This window comes from Bacteroides muris (ex Afrizal et al. 2022) (genome assembly GCF_004793475.1).
In the GTDB taxonomy this organism is placed as follows: Bacteria; Bacteroidota; Bacteroidia; order Bacteroidales; family Bacteroidaceae; genus Bacteroides; species Bacteroides muris.
The window spans coordinates 1-17,168 of sequence record NZ_SRYZ01000047.1; the positions used below are offsets into that span (position 1 = coordinate 1).

Annotated in this window: 17 protein-coding genes and 1 pseudogene; 12 read left to right on the forward strand and 6 right to left on the reverse strand. The window is 43.2% G+C overall.

Translation table 11 applies throughout. The features are described 5' to 3' along the window. Positions 1-31: 31 nt before the first annotated feature. Positions 32-457, reverse strand: a complete 426-nt coding sequence (gene mobA / locus E5355_RS15485) for a conjugal transfer protein MobA (RefSeq protein ID WP_123400224.1) — start codon at positions 455-457, stop codon at positions 32-34. A gap of 351 nt (positions 458-808) precedes the next feature. On the opposite strand from mobA, the gene E5355_RS15490 reads away from it, so the two are divergent. After that, positions 809-1,036, forward strand: a complete 228-nt coding sequence (locus E5355_RS15490) for a hypothetical protein (RefSeq protein WP_136011053.1) — start codon at positions 809-811, stop codon at positions 1,034-1,036. Between the two features lie 348 nt (positions 1,037-1,384). On the opposite strand, the gene E5355_RS19530 is transcribed toward E5355_RS15490, so the two are convergent. Then, positions 1,385-1,582, reverse strand: a complete 198-nt coding sequence (locus tag E5355_RS19530) for a hypothetical protein (protein WP_168354354.1) — start codon at positions 1,580-1,582, stop codon at positions 1,385-1,387. Between the two features lie 24 nt (positions 1,583-1,606). Between E5355_RS19530 and E5355_RS15495 the strand changes: the two genes are divergently transcribed. From E5355_RS15495 to E5355_RS15540, 9 genes are all read left to right on the forward strand, one after another. After that, entirely contained in the window at positions 1,607-2,041 is a 435-nt protein-coding gene (locus E5355_RS15495) for a DUF3408 domain-containing protein (RefSeq protein ID WP_168354355.1), read from the forward strand. Further along, the gene (locus tag E5355_RS15500; protein WP_136011055.1) at positions 2,038-2,325 is read left to right on the forward strand and encodes a hypothetical protein; all 288 of its coding nucleotides are present in this window, start codon (positions 2,038-2,040) and stop codon (positions 2,323-2,325) included. Before E5355_RS15495 ends, E5355_RS15500 begins: the two co-directional genes overlap by 4 nt. A gap of 168 nt (positions 2,326-2,493) precedes the next feature. Beyond that, positions 2,494-3,618, forward strand: coding sequence for a GyrI-like domain-containing protein (locus E5355_RS15505; RefSeq protein ID WP_136011056.1), 1,125 nt, complete (start codon positions 2,494-2,496; stop codon positions 3,616-3,618). Then, positions 3,618-4,301, forward strand: a complete 684-nt coding sequence (locus E5355_RS15510) for a 4Fe-4S dicluster domain-containing protein (protein WP_136011057.1) — start codon at positions 3,618-3,620, stop codon at positions 4,299-4,301. Before E5355_RS15505 ends, E5355_RS15510 begins: the two co-directional genes overlap by 1 nt. Before the next feature lie 132 nt (positions 4,302-4,433). Beyond that, positions 4,434-5,708 (forward strand): sigma-54-dependent transcriptional regulator, encoded by a 1,275-nt coding sequence (locus E5355_RS15515; RefSeq protein ID WP_136011058.1) that lies wholly within the window; start codon positions 4,434-4,436, stop codon positions 5,706-5,708. Between the two features lie 503 nt (positions 5,709-6,211). Further along, positions 6,212-6,550: a type II toxin-antitoxin system HicB family antitoxin gene (locus E5355_RS15525; protein ID WP_135993392.1), complete on the forward strand. Its 339-nt coding sequence runs from the start codon at positions 6,212-6,214 to the stop codon at positions 6,548-6,550. 159 nt (positions 6,551-6,709) lie between these two features. Beyond that, complete coding sequence (locus E5355_RS15530) at positions 6,710-7,948, forward strand: ATP-binding protein (protein ID WP_136011059.1); 1,239 nt, start codon at positions 6,710-6,712, stop codon at positions 7,946-7,948. 8 nt (positions 7,949-7,956) lie between these two features. Continuing rightward, positions 7,957-9,168, forward strand: a complete 1,212-nt coding sequence (locus tag E5355_RS15535) for an FRG domain-containing protein (RefSeq protein WP_136011060.1) — start codon at positions 7,957-7,959, stop codon at positions 9,166-9,168. A gap of 40 nt (positions 9,169-9,208) precedes the next feature. After that, positions 9,209-10,066: an AbiJ-NTD4 domain-containing protein gene (locus tag E5355_RS15540; RefSeq protein ID WP_136011061.1), complete on the forward strand. Its 858-nt coding sequence runs from the start codon at positions 9,209-9,211 to the stop codon at positions 10,064-10,066. A gap of 325 nt (positions 10,067-10,391) precedes the next feature. On the opposite strand, the pseudogene E5355_RS15545 reads toward E5355_RS15540, so the two are convergent. The 3 genes and pseudogenes from E5355_RS15545 to dnaK all read right to left on the reverse strand — a co-directional run bounded on the left by E5355_RS15545 (position 10,392) and on the right by dnaK (position 13,802). Beyond that, positions 10,392-11,376: pseudogene (locus E5355_RS15545) on the reverse strand (ISL3 family transposase). Then, complete coding sequence (locus E5355_RS15550; RefSeq protein WP_136011062.1) at positions 11,342-11,728, reverse strand: transposase; 387 nt, start codon at positions 11,726-11,728, stop codon at positions 11,342-11,344. Before E5355_RS15550 ends, E5355_RS15545 begins: the two are co-directional and overlap by 35 nt. 154 nt (positions 11,729-11,882) lie before the next feature. Continuing rightward, entirely contained in the window at positions 11,883-13,802 is a 1,920-nt protein-coding gene (gene dnaK, locus E5355_RS15555) for a molecular chaperone DnaK (RefSeq protein WP_005831748.1), read from the reverse strand. 445 nt (positions 13,803-14,247) lie between these two features. Between dnaK and E5355_RS15560 the strand changes: the two genes are divergently transcribed. Beyond that, a complete protein-coding gene (locus E5355_RS15560; RefSeq protein ID WP_136011063.1) occupies positions 14,248-15,648 on the forward strand; it encodes an MATE family efflux transporter in 1,401 nt (466 codons plus the stop codon). A gap of 53 nt (positions 15,649-15,701) precedes the next feature. Continuing rightward, positions 15,702-16,277 carry a Crp/Fnr family transcriptional regulator gene (locus tag E5355_RS15565; RefSeq protein ID WP_136011064.1) on the forward strand — a complete coding sequence of 192 codons (576 nt, stop codon included), beginning with the start codon at positions 15,702-15,704 and terminating at the stop codon, positions 16,275-16,277. A gap of 81 nt (positions 16,278-16,358) precedes the next feature. Here E5355_RS15565 and E5355_RS15570 read toward each other — a convergent pair whose 3' ends face one another. Beyond that, complete coding sequence (locus tag E5355_RS15570) at positions 16,359-17,150, reverse strand: META domain-containing protein (RefSeq protein WP_136011065.1); 792 nt, start codon at positions 17,148-17,150, stop codon at positions 16,359-16,361. Positions 17,151-17,168: the final 18 nt, after the last annotated feature.

The following is a 17,168-nucleotide window of genomic DNA, read 5'->3' on the forward strand; positions in this document are numbered from 1 at the left end:
TTGTATGACAACGCCCCGTAGAGCGATGAGCCTATCGAGATTTTAGCGACCATTGCTGCTCGAATTTTTCCGACAACGACATCACCTGCGACATGACACCTATCATCTCAATAGTGGCTTTCTCCAACTTGTAGAGATGTGTCATCGCTTTTTTCTCGGTGAAATTCTCCCTGAGGGTTCTGACTGTAAGGTCGTAATTTACCCCGATTGTGCGGTATTGGGCGAAAAACTCCGAAAGCTTTGCGCAGTAAACCGCAAGAGATTTGTCGGCGACAAGCACCTTGAATGGCTTGCCAAAGATGAGCTGCTTGATGAAAGTGGCCTTTACGGTCGCGTTGGCTTTCTCCATCATTCTGGTGAGTTCATCCCATTCGAGATCGTCAAAGCTGACTTTGACATGGTGGCTGCACTTGTTGGCAACCGGCGGTCGCCCGCCTTTACAAAATAGATTTGTCATAAAAGTGTGGATTAAAGTGGTGGTGCATCGCGGAGCCTCTGCCAACCGCAGGTTTGGAATTGGGATGTCCGACTTTGGAGGACAGCCTCCACATAGCAAGGTTGTTTCGTGGGAACCTGAGTTACCCGAAACCTTTTGGGGAACCCAAAAGACACCTTGCTATGTACCGACGTACATCTTACCTATTATGAAATAAGGAATTATGCCCGTCATGACAGCCCGGTTTGCCATAAGGTTGTACTATTATAGTACAACAACGCCTTATTTCATGCCTGCGGAGGGTGTTCAGCCCCTCGTTGCTTATATAAAGTTACGGAAATTTCTCGGCAATTACAAACGACGAGAAAAAATATGAGCGAAAATCCGATGCTTTATGCCGGGGTTGGAGAGCCAATTACTGGCAACAAGAAAAAACTTTGCCCCGGAAATGTTAAAAAATCAGCCCGATTTTCGGGAAATCCGGGGAAAAATGGGGAAAAACGTGGACATAGCCGGACATACTTGGACATGATTGAATTAGCTGTAAAAAATACCATGAAACTTTTTGAAAATTTTTTTGTATCTTTATATAGAGATTGACGGATACTACTGCCTTCAAGGAGTTCAAATTACAGACACTATTAAGGAACTATCCAACGAACCGCAGTAATGTTTATAGATCTTACCGGAGTACATTGGAAATTCTAATGGATAAATATGATAAAGGAATATACCATATCCTTTTGCAGAGTTCAATCCTTAGTATTTATAATAGAACTGCTTGCATTACGACATTTGTATTATCCTTAATGGTCATCTATCCAAAGGAATAACCAAAGTGCATAAGGAATAATATACTTACTATCTATAGTAACTTCATGGCTATACAGCCATAGATATATAGATAGAGAACTACCACTTAATCCCAAAACAATTAAAGAATTATGACTATGACACGACGATATCCAACCCCGGCTTGATTAGCCGATGCCCTCCCGACAGCGGAGGAAGGTCGCCCATAAGCGACGGAGAAAGCTGTACCCTATACCAAGCATTAGACGATGCCGGCAATGCGTTCTGTCGATAGAAGCCCGGTCTATCCGTGTCAGAATATACGCTGACGGCTACCGCTATGTCCTTATCCAACCATCAACCCTTAAACAATGCACTATGGCCAAAGTATATGAGTCCGATATCGACCCAGATGAATTCATCCGCTCGTTCCGTGATGATCCGTCCGGAATATCTTCAATGAAAAAGAAATCCACAGAGGAAAAAACATCTGAAAATCCGCAGTCGGAGGTCAAGGCACAACCGACTGAAAGGAAAACAGAACCGCCAAAGCCCGCTCCTGCAAACAAGACCACATCGGTTACCCCGGTTAATGCCGAAAGCGAGTATCGGCAGAAATACATAGCGAACACCGCATATCTGCGTCCGAAACTGCGTTTTCTGATGGTCGAAATCAATCCCGACTTCATTCAGAAAATCAAACGTATCATCTCCTACGAGAATGATTCGCCGTGTTCAATCAAATCGTTTGTCAACAACGTGCTGGCAGAACACTTCGAGCGATACGAGGCAATAATCAAGAAAAGGCTTTGAAAGCCCTCAAATCCCAACTTGCCGCCCTCGACCGCAAAATCACCGCCGACCTTGCTCCCACCCACGAAGTGCCGGGCGACCGCATGGGAGCCAACCATGAAACGATTGCCAATAATACCAATGGCGAGGAAACCAAACCTACCGCTCCACATCAACAATCCGCCAACATCACACCACCGCAATCCACAGAGCAACAGGAAGACAAACCTTCTCTTGTGGCCGAATCAAGATATCCATATCGGTTTTCTACAATGCACTTAACATATCATCATTTAGGGTCTTGAACCCACGCGGGCAGATTGACTATATTCCAATCTGCCCGCTCAACTATATTAAATCTCAAAATTTAATAAGAAAGTGGTTTTCGAAGAAAGCATATTAAAAGATGGCTATTTATGGTAACTGATTTCGTAATATATTGAGTAACTTTGCCATTAATAATAGAAATGACAATGATTCCAGATAAAAAGACCAAATACTGCCAAACGTGCGGAATACCCTTGGATATTGACTACAATAATCTTGGGGAAGATGTGAATGTGGAATATTGCGACTATTGTTTGAAGCATGGTGTCAAGGGGTATGATTTCTCGATGGACTATCTGATTTATCTTTGGGGGCTTTTCCCCGAAGAATATTATAAAGAAGTAGGCATATATTATACTTCGTTGGAGATTAGAGAAGTAATGTCAAGGCGACTTCCACAAATAAAAAGATGGAAACAAAAAATCAATACAGCCCACATACTATACGAACTTATTATTAGGGTACAAGAATACATAAACAGACATTTGTTTGATGACCTTAGTTTGGATGTGCTATCACAAACGGCTGGTATTTCAAAATACCATTTTCGTCGTGTTTTCAAAGCTGTATGTGGTGAGAATATCGGACTGTATATTCAACGGTTAAGATTGGAATATATCGCGTTCAAGTTAATATCCACCAATATAAGTGTTTCAGAATTACTGTGCCAGATAAACTATCAAAACAAGCATACACTTTCAAGAGCGTTCAAGAATTATTTCAAATGTACCATACCCGAATTTCGCAAACAGAACTCCAATGCTAACCCGGAAGGGATGTATCCTGTGCAAATTGTTCCTTGCATTGAAAAAGTCGCTTCCGTTCGTATTGCCTGTTTGAAACTGGAATGGACAGAGCATCTAAATCATGATTTTTCGGTATTGTGGAAACAGGTTCTGCGTCTTGCTGAAAATTGCGGTTTACACTCATGTAGTTGTAAATATATAAGCCTTACATTGGATTGTCCGCTAATATCTTCGGAAGAACAAACCCGTTTCATGGTGGGTATAACCGTTCCAAAATCATTTGACATCCCCAATGGATTTTCTGTTTATGAAATAGAAGCCGGAGAATATGCAGTGTTTCAGTTCAAGGGATTATATCATGAACTGAACAGGGTGTACCGTTACATATATCTTGATTGGTTGCCAACAAGTGGATATACGTTACGAGAGCCTTATACATTTGAAACTTATCTCAATACGCCAGAAAAGACTCCTCTTTCGGAGTTGAGAACGGATATTTATATCCCAATTATGCAAAAAAATTAATGAATGTCTTGAATTGGGAAATAGAACAACTGCTGAGAAACGAAAATGCCGATTTCGTTCATTTCGTGGATATATCCATGCTAAATGTACGACAAAACCGGGGTCTTCCGTATGCCATACTTGTAGGATTGGTTATTAATCCGCAATTTATCAAAACTGTGCATGGAGACCCCAATTATGTGCATACAATTAACGATGAGTATGCTCAGACTGAACAAAGAGTAGGATTAATCTCGGACAAACTTGCAAGTTGGCTTATAAGAAAAGGTTATATAGCATTGTCACAGTCAGATAATGCCCTATTAGTCGAGAACACATTTGATTTCACAACAAAAACATCCGTTTTGCCACATAAGACTATTGCGGTACTTAGTGGTATTGGCTATATCGGTAAAAACAATCTGTTTATCACGACTGAATATGGTGCAGCACAATGTCTTGGCACAGTCTTGACAAATGCCCCATTATCAATAGTAAAACGCCATATTAAATCGCCGCAGTGCGGTAAATGCAATATATGCAAGGATGTATGTCCACAAAGAGTATTGAATGGCGTGTGTTGGGACATAAATGTTTCAAGGGATGATATCGTAAATGTTTACGACTGTGTTACTTGTTTGAAATGTTTGGTTTATTGCCATAAAACACAGGCGTATCTGAAACGCGCAATAAAGCAAGATTAAGTGATAGACAGGTAATATTGTTCCGACCTCAGTAATCTTATAGCTACAAAAAATTAGTCTATCGGCAATCATTGTCGATGGAGATTGGCAAAATAAGAATCATAAATCATATTATTAACCAAGAACAACGCTATGAACAAAGTTCTAATTGTTGATGCGTCATCTTCCGATAGTCGGATTATGGCTGGCTTGCTCACGAAAGCCGGCTATGACCCTATAACGGCGGAGGACTTTGACGCAGCAAAGAAAGCGGTGGCAAAACTGCCACCGGGTGCTGTTGTTGTCGCGGCGATGAAATTCGTCCGTGGCACAGCGCAGGAGTTAATCAACTGGCAGAAGACAGAGGGATACGGATTCCCCGTAATCGCCATAGTGGACAATCTCAACCCATTGGATATTGCCGATGTGATGAAAGATGGCGGTGCCGTCAACATCATTCAGCGTCCGGCAATGGACAAGCAGCTTGTCGAAACAGTGGGCAGGTATGCAAGACCTGGCAGAACAATGCTGTTGCTTCCTGACGAGCTTATACCACGCAAAAGTGAGGCATTTGCCGGGATTGAAAGGGCAATAAGAAATATTGCCGCGACGGACGTCAATGCCGTCATTTTCGGCGAATGCGGCTCTGGAAAAGAGCAGATTGCAAAAGAGATTTACAGGCTAAGTTCACGGTCACAAAAGCCATGCACCGTCATAGAAGCCGGCGGCGCGGCACTTGTGGGCAACCATGACCCTGCAAATCTGCGCAGCGAAGTGCTTAACCGTATGGAAGGATACTTCAAGAAGGCTGACGGCGGTACGATCATAATCAAGAACGTGCAGTTGCTGACCTTCGAGAAACAATCGGTGCTTCTGCATATACTTGAAAACGAGCATCCGAATGTGAGGGTTATATGCACAGCAGACCCCGACCTGCGTCGTATGGTGTCTGAAAAGACGTTCCGCCCAAATCTGTTCTACATTCTACGACCGGTTGACATCACAGTGCCACCATTACGGGAGGTGACCGAAGACATCGTGCCGTTGTCAGACTATTTCCTGACACGTTATGCCCACAGCAGAGAACAGCACAGGAAAAAACTCGATGCCTCGGCAGTCAAAGCGTTGAAATTACACCCGTGGCCCGGCAACGTAAGGGAACTGAAAGATACCGTCCTCTATGCCGCCTTCCATTCAAAAACCGATGTAATATCGGCAGCCGACCTCAATTTCAGCCAGTCGGAGCCGGATGCCGATGACAGCCTTGTTCTGCGCAAGCCGCAAAAAGACAAGGAGAAAATCATTGAGGCGTACCGTCGCAGTGGCTCTTGGACAGCGGCAGCGATGCTGCTCGGAATATCGGAACGTGCTCTGATAGAACAGCGTAAAAAACACGGCATCGGTAAGAAGGGCGAGCCGGAGGTTTGACAGCTCACCAAAAATCACTAACTTTGCAATGATTTTGAAATAGTAGCGATTGGAGAGCCAATCGTTTATAACATACATCATAACATAACACCGTATTTTGTTTAAGTGAAAATCTGGTACATTGGAACTTGTAAGAGCAAATGCGTGAAAGTTGTGCTATGCGCAAGCATAGCGTGCTGTCACGTTCTCTTACATGGGTTTACCAGAGCCTTCACTTATGAACCGTGATTAGCACGCTATTTTTGTACCTTATCTGATCCAATTCATGTTGTATCCTATATCTATTAATTATTTATCACACCTTTCATCGTCAATGCCGCGAACTTTCCGTATCACAGACTTGTTTTGCAACTGAAAAATAGTTGTATTTGTGCCAAAATAAAATGAATGGGAACAAAAGAAAGTTTGAAGCCCATAATGCTTCACAAACCCCATCCCGGCAATATTATCAAGGGATATGTGATGAAACAGGTTTATGATTATCTTAACAATGAAGGACTGATATGAATACACTGAAATATAAGGATTTTATAGGCTCGGTAGCATTCAGCGAAGCCGATAATGTATTTTTCGGTAAAATTGAAGGCATTGACGGACTTGTAAATTTCGAGGGCGAGAGCGTTGCGGAACTCACTAACGCCTTTCATGAGGCAGTTGACGATTACCTTGCATATTGCGCCGAAGAAGGAATAGAGCCTCACAAAAGCTATTCCGGATCTTTGAACGTGCGTCTTACTCCCGACATTCACTCCCGTGTCGCTTACCTCGCAAAACAGGCTGGAGTATCCATCAACTCGTTCATACGCACGGCTGTGGAAAAACAGATTGCCGCCATGCTCTGAGATGATTCTAATGCACCGAGCCTCTATCGAGGTAAACAAGATGTTATATTAAAATAGCCAATCGACAGAAGTTTAATGAATAAAATATCACCTATTTTATTCAATACAGAGATATAACTGAATAAAATTAGCTATATTTGCAGTCTAAAATAGATTGCGATGAAAACAACGATACTCAATCAGCGGGTGGAGCGTGACGAACTTATGTCGCGCCCTTATCAGCAACGGCATACAAGGTATGACGCCGACGAACTGTTGCAAAATCCGCTTATCAAACTTATAACCGGGCCTCGCCGAGTGGGCAAATCGGTCTTTGCCCTGCTTATGCTGCAAAGCAGGAATTTCGCTTATCTCAATTTCGATGACAGCCAACTGCTTGAAAAGTGGGATGAGGATTTGGTGATGTCGGCACTTGATGATGTATATCCCGGCTATGATTTCATGCTGCTTGATGAAGTCCAGAACCTTCCCGGCTGGGATCTTTGGGTCAGCAAGCTCTACCGACGAGGCAAGAACCTCGTAATCACTGGCAGCAATGCCAATATGCTGAGTCGCGAAATGGCTACCGTCCTTACAGGGCGTTATCTCCAGATAGAGATGCTCCCGTTCAGCCTTGAAGAAACGATGACATGGAAGAATGTCAGTCCGCAGTTGGAAGAACAAGCAGCGCAGGCTGTAACGCTTGCTGATGACTATATGCGCAACGGCGGTTATCCGGAAACAATCCCGGCGCGCAGTATCACCAAGAGTTATCTTTCTTCGCTGTTTGATTCCATCCTGCTGAAAGATGTAGCCAAACGCCATAAGGTGAGGAACACCACCGACCTATATAATCTTGCCACTTACCTGCTCTCCAACTTCTGCAATCCGATTTCTGCAAATGATCTTGCTGGAGAGCTTGGGTTGTCAAGCGTCGCAACTACAAAAAAATTCTGTGACTATCTGGCAGAACCGTATCTGTTCTTCTACATGCCACGCTTCAACAACAAACTGAAATTGATGACCAAAGCACCTAAAAAGGTGTATGTGGTTGACAACGGTTTTGTGCAAAGCACGGCATTCAATCTTAGTGAAAATCTTGGTCGTCTGCTGGAGAACCAAGTGTTTGTCGAATTGCTGCGTCGTGGTTATATTCCCGGTCAGACACTGTTCTATTACCGCACACGCAACGACAAAGAGATAGACTTCGTTACCCGCAAAGGCACAAAGGTCGAGCAACTGATCCAAGTCTGCTACGACATGACCTCCGAGAAAACTCGAAAACGCGAACTCGACGCCCTCGTCGAAGCATCCGAAGAACTCCACTGCGACAACCTCCTTGTTATCACCAACGACCAACAGGAAATTGTAGATTGGAAAGGTCATATTGTAAAACTTGACCCAATTGCTAAATTTTAATACAGATTATGCGCTCAATAAAACCTCATTTAACGCCAATTTTCGAACACAATCAAATCAATGAAAAAAATTTAGTTGAATCGGATGGTGTGTTTATAGATTCTTTTTTTGAATTGCGTAAGCAGATGGCTCAATTAGCTTGTGCCAATTCTGACTTTATTCTTTTTTTCAGAGGTCAAAAAAGAGATTATACGGATAACTTATATCGTAAAGGAGGATCTTCATTTTTTCCAAGTATATATAGAGGAAATATCTCAGATGAAGACCTACACGAAAAATGGACTAAATTAGAAATCGCCTGCAAATTGTTTGCAGAAAAAATTCGTTCTTATAAAGAATCTCTACCAAAAAAATCGAATGAACGCAAAGAACTTGATATTGTATTAAAAAAGAGACTCCTTCAATGGAGTATCTTACAACATTATGAAGTTACAGACACTCCACTATTGGATGTCACACAATCCCTAAGAGTCGCTTGCTCATTTGCATTCCTTGATTCCCATGAAGAGTATTCATATATTTACGCTTTTGGATTGCCCTACAATACTGGGAGAATCTCCATTAATTCAGAGCATTATCTTACAAATATAAGACTTATTAGCATTGCTCCATCAGGATCACTTCGCCCACATTATCAAGAAGGATTCTTGGTTGGTGAAGATGAAATAAATGAAAGAGAAAAGAAAAATATCACGTTAGATTTTAGACGCCGTCTTATTGGTAAATTTAGAATACCAAATAATGATTCTTTTTGGAAATCAACCACTAACACAGAATCATTTGAAGAGAATCTAATTGAAAGAGGTTTGACAAAAAAAGAGTTGTACCCAGATTTAAACAATCATGATGATATAATCGCAAAAATATGCAATTTAGTAAAAGAAGAGATGTCAGATTTAAATGAGTCTGAGAAATATATTAGCCAAAATCCGTTTGAAGGTTTTATGTTTGTATGGAAACAAATCGAAAGTGGGTTGCGAGATGTTTACGGAATTATGCATGAAAATTCTAAATTTTCAGCACTAAAGGCTATTCGTTTTATCCAAGATAAAGAGCTTCGAGATAAATTGAACCGTTTAAGGATATGGCGCAACAATTTAGTTCATGGAGGAGTAGACACTAGAGAGATTCCAGAAAATATAAATACAGCTCTATTAATTTTAAAAGAATTACAAGACTATTTAAATAGTCCGACTATGGTCATCCAATGTAATTCTTGATATTTATAAAAATACATAAAACTCAAAATAGAATATCTATATGGCATTATTCTCCGAGCGTTACGGTTATATAAAACCGTCAGAGGTGATTATTCGTGAGCGAATATCGCCTGAAATACAAAATGCAATATGCTCTTGTTTTGACAGACTCGAAGCTGCATTTCATGAGTATGAGAAAAGTACATTTAATATGGAACATTCTCATTATGAAAATTTGGAGAAATTTTTATGGACAGATTTTCTAAATAAACGAGAAAAATCCTTTTATACTAAGGGAGGAAGATATGTGGTTGCAACATCATTCATAGAAGGCGATTCTAAATGGTTTTTAAAATTAGATTTAATCGAAAAAACTCTAAAATATTTAAGTGCTTCTTCTAATTTTGCATATCGTAAAATCAAAGAAAGTTTTATTTTCAATCTAAACTATGAATTTGAACGGTTTAACTTTGCATATCGTGTAATTGACAATGAAATTGTTGAAATCACCTCTAAAGAAGAAATAGGGGCAATAGAAAATGCGTTAGAAAATACATCTAACAAGATAAAAATACACTTAAAACAAGCGTTAGAATTATATGCACTAAGACCTATTCCTGATTTTCGTAATTCGATAAAAGAATCAATATCTGCCGTTGAAGCCTTTTGCCGAGAAAAAACAGGTGAAGACACGTTAGGAAAGGCACTTAATAAACTGGAAACATTTGGTATCACAATGCCCAAAATGCTGAAAGTCGCATTTGATAAACTGTACGCCTATACAAATCAACCAGATACTGGAATCCGTCATGCATTAATGGATGACGAAGGCAAATATACCCCCTCTAGAGAAGAAGCCTTATTTATGTTAGTATCTTGCTCTTCGTTCTTAAATTATTTAAATGCGAAGATTAGATAGTGGGCAACTCTATGAAGACCTTTTTTAACGCGCTGGTGCATTGTGGATTGAAGAAAATGTAGTACCTTTGTTCTAACCCATTATAACAATGGGGAAGAACATTGAAATAGTGCCGTGTGCAATTCGTGAACAACGGATAGTGCGGCATTGCAATATTCTGAATACTACTTAGTTACAACGATATTCCGCAGCTCCAGGCGGATCACCAATCAAAGATGAAAATCGAAGAAAATCCCTGATAACCAACAGTTATCGGGGATTTTTAGTTTCTACCCACCTCCCTTTTTTACGCAGAATACAGGGTCACCCGTAAATTCTAGTGGGGTTATGCATAAATTTTAGTTAGTCTATACAAGAAAAAACGGTATATCTATAACTCCTCTAAGTTGTGCTCTGAACTGTTTTATTTTCGCGTTAAACGATTCTGCTGCCGCATTTGATGCCCTATGAATATAGAAGTTTAATATTTCCTCGCTTCTGTCATATAATGTAGCTGCTATGGTGTTAAACGAATCAAATCCAGATTGCTCTACTTCCTGATACCACTTCGCCAAATTGGTTCTTGCTCCTGCCTTTATCGATTGTTTATTAAAAATCATCCTTAAGGAATGACTAAGGGAATATGCCCGTTTAATATCCGGATATTCTCTGAATAATATTGCAGCTCTGCGTTTCTGTGATTCAGTCCATTTTTCAGCAGATTTGAAAAGCAGATACCGGCCCCTCGCCAATAGCTCCTTACGTGTGTCACCATTCTCAAAAGTAGGAGAAACATATTTCTTCTTTAATCCTTTCGCTTCCTGTCTGGCCTCTGTTTCTTCTTGTACAGCCTCCAAGCGATGTCCGATTCTGATTTCTTGTACAGCATCACAGGCTAACTTTTGAATGTGGAAGCGGTCTATCACACGGATGGCTGAAGTGAAGCATCTGCGAACGATCTTGCGCATGCTTTCTGACAAGTGAAGAGTGACTTCCTGCACCATCTGGAGCGCCTCCTCAGGGATTTGTTCTACCACAGCAATGACATCGTCGGCTTTAGTCCCCTTGACAATAGCTACGATAGCACCTTTGCCGCCGTGGGCCTCTCTATTGATGATTATAGTATATAACTCCCCATTGGAGAGGGAAGTCTCATCAATACTCAAGTACGGACCCGGGTTCTCAGGAAACAGCAACCAGTTTTCAGCATGGGGCAATTGATTCCACATGCGGTAGTCACTTAAATACTCTTTATATTGCCGCTCAAACTGATCACCGTCAATATGATAATAACGTTCAAGAGAGCGGGCCGTAATCGGGTATTTCTCCAAGCAGTCCTTTTAAAAAAGACGCGAATTCTTTTGAATGTCGCGTTCCTTGGGCAGTAAGCTCAAAAGTGTTACAGATGATAGAACCGGTTTCCTTGTCGAGCCATTTACGCCGCCGTACACATAAGGTTACCTTACGGTCACGGATAGGAAAATCACGGATATACACCGCAGGAAGAAAACCTTTGGACTCTAAAGAGTGAACCGTAGGAGACAAGGGAGGAAGATTCTGCTCATCTAAATGAATGGTTAATATTTTAGCATCGTTCTCTATTTCAACAATGTCAAAACAATCCAATAGCTCAACCGGAAGAATTAAGCGAGCAAGAACTAAAAGAGTATCGTAACTAGTCATAAAAGTTTTTTAGGGAAAAGATACTAATTGTTGAGAAGCCCACATGATTTTATCGGTGAATCATAGCAACCATGCCCCCATAAACGCAAAAAGCGTGCAACTCATTGAGCTGCACGCTTTTGCTTATTGATTATTATCTGTTTCCTTATCGGAATCATTTCACTTCCTCAAAGTCAGCATCCTGCACATTATCGCCATGCTTTGTATTATCCTGAGCACCGCCTTGTTGCCCTGCATTCATATCAGGACCAGCTTGTGCACCACCCTGAGCACCGCTCTGGGCATACATTTCAGCACTGGCAGCCTGGAATGCCGTATTCAGTTCGGCCATGGCAGAGTCTACGGTAGCCAGGTCTTGAGCCTTATGGGCATCTTTCAGCTTCTGCAAAGCAGCTTCAATCGGAGCCTTCTTGTCGGCAGGCAGTTTGTCGCCGAGTTCCTTCAACTGATTTTCTGTTTGGAAAATCATAGAGTCAGCCTGGTTCAGCTTGTCTACTTTCTCACGCTCTTTCTTGTCGGCTTCGGCATTGGCTTCGGCTTCGGCTTTCATTTTTTCGATTTCTTCCTTGCTCAAACCGCTGGAAGCTTCGATACGGATAGCCTGTTCCTTACCGGTAGCCTTATCTTTGGCAGACACCTTCAAGATACCGTTGGCGTCGATATCGAATGTCACCTCAATCTGAGGAATACCGCGACGTGCCGGAGCAATACCTGTCAGGTTGAACTGACCGATTGACTTGTTCTGTGCAGCCATCGGACGCTCACCCTGCAATACATGGATGGTAACCTCCGTTTGGTTGTCGGCAGCTGTGGAGAATGTTTCGCTCTTCTTGCAGGGGATGGTAGTGTTGGCATCAATCAGCTTCGTCATCACACCACCCATAGTCTCGATACCCATAGACAGCGGAGTAACATCCAGCAACACAACGCCCTTGATTTCGTCCGTCAAAACGGCACCTTGCACGGCAGCACCTACGGCTACTACCTCATCCGGATTCACACCCTTGGAAGGAACTTTACCGAAGAAGTCTTCTACCAACTTCTGTACAGCCGGGATACGTGAAGAACCACCTACGAGGATTACTTCATCAATGTCCGCATTGTTCAGACCAGCATCGCTCATAGCCTTCTTACAAGGTTCCAAACAAGCTTGAATCAAGTTGTGAGCCAGAGCCTCGAACTTGGCACGGGTCAACGTCTTCACCAAGTGCTTGGGCACACCGCCTACGGGCATGATGTACGGCAAGTTAATTTCAGTGCTTGTAGAAGAGGACAGCTCTATCTTAGCCTTCTCGGCAGCTTCCTTCAGACGTTGCATAGCCATCGGGTCTTGAGTCAAGTCGGCACCTTCGTCGTTCTTGAACTCCTGAACCAACCAGTCGATGATTACCTGGTCGAAGTCGTCACCACCCAGGTGAGTATCACCGTTGGTTGACAATACTTCGAACACACCGCCACCGAATTCGAGGATAGAGATATCGAATGTACCACCACCAAGGTCAAATACAGCAACCTTCATGTCCTTGTGAGACTTGTCAATACCGTAAGCAAGAGCTGCGGCAGTCGGCTCGTTCACAATACGCTTCACTTCAAGACCTGCAATCTGTCCGGCCTCCTTTGTAGCCTGGCGTTGGGAGTCTGAGAAGTATGCGGGGACGGTAATTACGGCTTCTGTCACTTCTTGTCCCAGATAGTCCTCGGCAGTCTTTTTCATCTTCTGCAGAATCATTGCAGAGATTTCCTGCGGAGTATAAAGACGTCCGTCAATGTCCACACGCGGAGTGTTGTTGTCACCCTTTACTACTTTATAGGGCATACGGCCGATTTCTTTCTGCACCTGGTCCCAGTTTTCGCCCATGAAACGTTTGATGGAGAAAACCGTACGGGTGGGGTTTGTGATAGCCTGACGCTTGGCAGGATCACCGATTTTACGTTCGCCACCATCAACAAATGCTACCACTGAAGGAGTGGTGCGCTTACCTTCACTGTTTGCAATTACTACAGGTTCGTTACCTTCGAATACTGCAACGCAAGAGTTTGTTGTTCCTAAGTCAATACCAATAATTTTTCCCATGATCGTTATTTTTTTATTTGTTATTATTCTGTTTCGACGTCCGCCTCAGTGGCAGACGCCAATAAAAAGACAAACGTTGTGCCAAATTGTTCAGAGCAGCTGTAGATTTATACTTGTGGCAGTTTATCTGTCAGTTTGGCAGAATTAAAATCATTTTTTCTGTCGGAAATTACCATTTGTTAATTTCCATTCCATTCAAAAGCTCTACTTTTGTCGCCCGAATCAGATATAATAAAACATGAACGACATCAATCTTTTTCCTTGCATACCTTTAATCGTTCCTCCATGAAGGAAAAATTGTTCCACCGTGGTGAAAATATCGTTCCACCACGAGGGAAATATCGTTCCACCATGGTGGAACGATTAAGGATTAGTTAACATTCTGCTTAACCATAGCAACGGGAATGACTGGTTTTCACATATAAAAGAAATAAACAAGATGGGTATGGAAAAGATGAGAGACAGCATCGACTTCAAGAACACGGACATCAAGACATTGTTCCGCAAACTATTGCTCCCTACTGTACTGGGGATGATTTTCTCCGCACTATTCATTATCACTGACGGCATCTTCGTAGGGAAAGGGATTGGCAGTGATGCTTTGGCTGCCGTCAATATTGTGTCACCACTATGGTTGTTCTCTACGGGTGTAGGACTTATGTTTGGGGTCGGCGCCTCTGTGGTAGCTTCCATTCATCTGTCACACGGGAAGGTCAAGGTGGCACGTATCAATATCACACAGTCGGTAGTCATATCTTCCTTGTTACTGATGTGCACCTCCACCCTATTCTGTTCATTTGCCCCGCAGGTGGTAAAGCTGCTCGGAGGGTCTGAACGGCTCACGCCATTGGCTGTGGAATACATGCTTTGGTTTGTGCCGTTCTCTCTGTTCACCGCATTGCTCAATTCGGGTATGTTTTTCTTGAGGCTGGACGGTTCGCCCAGTTTTGCCATGATGTGCAATGTGGTGGCTGCCGTTCTGAACATCCTATTGGATTATCTGTTCATCTTCCCCTTGGGCTGGGGAATGTTCGGTGCCGCATTGGCAAGTGCCATAGGTACTACGGTAGGCGCATTGATGACAGTATCCTATCTGCTGCGCCGCCGGTGCGCACTGCGCTTCCACCCCGTCAAGATGAGCCGGAAAAGCATGCAACTGATGCGTCGCAACATTGGCTATATGTGCCGCTTGGGTTCTTCTGCCTTCTTGTGCGAGGTGGCGATTGCCAGCATGATGTTTGTAGGCAACCAAGTGTTCATCCATTATCTGAAGGAAGACGGAGTGGCGGCATTCAGCATTGCCTGCTATTTCTTTCCTATTATATTTATGGTATATAATGCCATTGCGCAGTCGGCGCAGCCGATTATCAGTTATAACTACGGCCTGAACGAGAGCCAACGTGTCCGCCGCGCCTACTTGCTGGCACTGAAAACCGCCATAGGCTGCGGTGTATGTTTTGCCCTGACCACAATATTCTGCAGCCCTGAAATTGTCGGTATGTTCATAGACCGCAGCTATCCGGCCTATGACATAGCAGCCAAAGGATTGCCTCTGTATGCCATCGGCTTCGTGTTCTTTGCCGTCAACATCGTGTCCATCGGCTATTTCCAGAGTGTGGAGCGTGCCAAGTATGCCACAGTTATCACCCTGCTGCGTGGTTTTATCCTGCTGATAGCCTGCTTTTTCGGACTGCCCCTACTATTGGGAGACCGGGGAATCTGGCTTGCCACTCCTCTTGCAGAAATGCTGACAACCCTCTTTATCCTCGTGATTTACATATCCGGGAAAAGAGAAGATAAAGAAAAATCCGTATCTTTAGACAAGACAGGCTGTACCCTGACATAACTTTTTCATGCAAGCATAAAAGTCATGTCTCCGGTTTGCACTATCTTTGCTGTATGGAAACTATGATAAAGAAATTCTGCAAGAAGTATAAACTACCGGAAAGCACTTTGCACGAACTTCTGTCACACATGACAGAAGTCCGTTTCGGCAAGAGAGAACTCATTATCAGCGAAGGGGAAAGGAACAGCAACTTCTATCTTTTGAAGAAAGGCATCTGGCGCGCCTACTACCTGACAGACGGCACGGAAAATTCCCTTTGGTTTGCCGCACCGGGCGACACAGCTTGCTCATCGTGGGGATATGTAGACAGCGAAGTTTCCCCCATCAACATCGAATCGGTGAATGAAAGCATCGCCTATTGTATCAGTAAGCCTGAGCTGGAAGCCCTTTTTTCGCATTCCATAGACATGGCCAACTTCGGCAGAAGAATCTTTGAGCGGGAAATTCTGTCGGTAGACAGTTCCACAGTAGCCTACGGCACCCCTCCCACTGCCAAAGAAAGGTACATGACGCTGATGGAAGAGAATCCGGAACTGCTGCAGGATGTACCGCTCAAGTATCTGGCTTCTTATCTCTACATCACTCCGCAATCCCTGAGCCGGATACGCGCAGGATTAAAGAAAAAGTAAAAGACCTTTTTATGTCAAGATGCAAAAAAGGCTCTTAGCAGATTATTTCTGTAAGAGCCTTTTTTATTTCAACCTATCTTGTCAGTTCTTCACCAACACCATCACCAGGTTATTGTCAGCATCGTACAGCCCGATGCCTCCGCCTGCCAGCTTGCCAAAAGACTGAACGGAATTCAAGGCTTTCAGCACACGGCCTTCCACCTCCATATCAGGGCATGCCATCATGGTACTGATAACTTGCGGGAAAGAGATTGCCGACGGATTTTCATCGTCAACCTGGAAAGCGCCGTTAATCAGATTGCAACCCGCATTACCGTGCAAGCGCTTTTCTGCCATATTAAACTCAATGAACGGCTGCTTCTCCATTCCGTCGGGAATGGCCTCGCCCGCAGCCTCACTAATTATCCACTTTCCTTCCAAATCAGACACCTTGGAAACGGATTCTTTCTTCTGCAACACGACTATGGGACGATTGGAAGCACCGCATAAAGCGATATTTTCCTTTCCCAGCTTCTTATACTTTTTCACTTTGTTCAAAGCCGACAATACATTATTTTCCACAGTCATATCCGGACAAGCCATACGGGTACTTGCCAAAGCACCGAGCTCAATCGTACCGGGCTTGGCATTCACGTCAAACGAACCCATCATACGGTTGCAACCACTGTTGCCAAATACTTTTCCGGTCTTTGTGTCAAAACCGATATAGGGAAATTCCTGTCCCGGAGCAGGAACTACGGCAGTACCGTTCACTTCAATGATATTCCACTCACCGCTGATGGAAGAAAGAGTAGCGGCATTTTTGGTTGATGCACAAGAAGACAAGCCCATCAATGCGCTTGCCATGCATAGGGAAACAAATACTTTTTTCATTGTTCTTCGTTGTTTAAG